Here is a 1722-nt window from a genome sequence, read left to right as displayed (position 1 = left end):
GTATCCTTTTTTCCACAGCTAAAAATTATCGCCCCAGTTATCAACAGGTATATAGAGACTGCTTGAACCAGGACAAAATATCCTTTTTTCAACAGCATCCTTTATGTTTATGACTCCCTCCAGTGCTCTGGTTATGATGAAGCGAATCCGGCTGTACCTGAAGAGAATCAGATGCAGTCTGGGAAGCCATGAATTTGTTAATGCACCCAGGACAGCAGAAATAATAGGTTTTCCCCTGAAAATCTATGGCAGGAGTCTCTTTTGAAATCTTGAAACTCTTTTTTGTGACGGGACAGGTGGCCTCTTTGCCTAATTCCTCGTCCGTTATCTTATGCTCAGTGTAGCCTGTCGCTGTTGTCAGACTATCCGCACTTTCCTGAGTTGCGTACTTTTCCGGAGTCTTAGAAAAAGCCTTCTTCTCTCCAGCACCGCAGAAATAATAGGTTTTCCCTTTATAATCAACTGCGGGCGTATTCTTGGCGACTTTCATCTCCATACCGCACATCACGCAGGTAAAATCCTTACCAATCTCTTCCTTTATGATCTTATGCTCGGTAACCTGCGCTTTTTCCTCCGCACCGTATACCAGTATGCTGGCAGATGCCAGATACCAGAAAAATAAGCTTAACACGGCCATTATGATTAGGCTTGAACGTTTCACCTTTACCTCCTCACATGTTGAATGATTTGTTTTCTCGATTAATTTTATTTGAGAAACCTCTCCGGATCCTCAACAAAGATATTCTTATGTTCCTCGTTCATAAAATAATAAGTTTTGCCTTTATATACGTAGGTGGGGGTATTTTCTGCAATCAGAACCTTCATCTTGCACACCGGGCAAACAGCCATTTTAGGACCCTTTTCTCCTTTACCTCCAAACCAGCCAGTAGAGAACCCTAAAAACAGGACTAATATTATCAAGATTGCTGCAATTGTCAACCATATTTTCTTCATTTTTTCACCTCCTTAAACTCTTTACTTCAAAAAAACTCCCACAGACCTTGTCCACAGGGCTGGGAGCCCTGCCTACGTTAGTGCAGAAAGGTGTGAGGTCTTCGTAGGTCGGGCACCCTGCCCGACAGCTTTTACCTATCCAGTCGGAAACATTACTCATGTCAATTAACTACCATACCATCTCTTAATCTTATCATCCGGTCAGCTCTGGAAGCCAAATCCGGGTCATGAGTGGCAATGATTATAGCCAGTCCATCCTCAGCCAATTTCTTGAAAAGCCCGAAGATCTTCTCCTTGGATTTAGATTCCAATCTGCCAGTAGGTTCATCTGCCAGGATTATCTTAGGGTCATTTACCAGAGCGCGGGCTATGGCTATTCTCTGCATATCTCCACCATCTAACTCTGAGGGTAACATATTCAGCCTTTCACCTAAACCGACCTTCTGAAAGATCTCCTTAACCTTCTCCTTTTTGTCTAATCTGCGTGCGAAAAGCAAAGGCAGAAGTGCATTTTCATAAGCGGTCAAGGTAGGTATGAGATAGAACAGTTGAAAGACAAAACCGATATTCTCTCTTCTCACCTTGATTAGGTTTTTCTCCTTGAGCTTAGAGACTTCAGTATTCCCTATATAAAGCGTCCCCTCAGAAAGAGTGTCCAGACACCCGATCATATTCAAAAGTGTAGTCTTGCCAGAACCAGACCTGCCGACTACGGACACGATCTCGCCTGGGCTTATCTGAAAATCAACCCCTTTTAGGGCGTAGAGC

The 1722-nt window shown here is 43.4% G+C and carries 3 protein-coding genes; all 3 read right to left on the bottom strand.

The genetic code is table 11. The features are described from left to right. Positions 1–88 precede the first annotated feature (88 nt). Positions 89–661 carry a YHS domain-containing protein gene (locus MUP17_12880; GenBank protein MCJ7459862.1) on the bottom strand — a complete coding sequence of 191 codons (573 nt, stop codon included), beginning with the start codon at positions 659–661 and terminating at the stop codon, positions 89–91. A 44-nt stretch (positions 662–705) separates the two neighbouring features. Further along, positions 706–954: a YHS domain-containing protein gene (locus MUP17_12875; GenBank protein MCJ7459861.1), complete on the bottom strand. Its 249-nt coding sequence runs from the start codon at positions 952–954 to the stop codon at positions 706–708. Positions 955–1115: 161 nt separating this feature from the next. Further along, on the bottom strand, positions 1116–1722 hold a 607-nt coding region (locus tag MUP17_12870; protein MCJ7459860.1), incomplete at its 5' end, for an ABC transporter ATP-binding protein.

The sequence above is a fragment of the Candidatus Zixiibacteriota bacterium genome, from assembly GCA_022865345.1.
GTDB lineage: Bacteria > Zixibacteria > MSB-5A5 > MSB-5A5 > RBG-16-43-9 > RBG-16-43-9.
The sequence above is the reverse complement of the archived record's forward strand: the minus strand, read 5'-3'. Positions and strand labels throughout refer to the sequence as shown.

Coding starts and splice junctions, on each gene's coding strand:
- MUP17_12875 (MCJ7459861.1), bottom strand. CDS start 954: ATGAAGAAAATATGGTTGACAATTGCAGCAATCTTGATAATATTAGTC.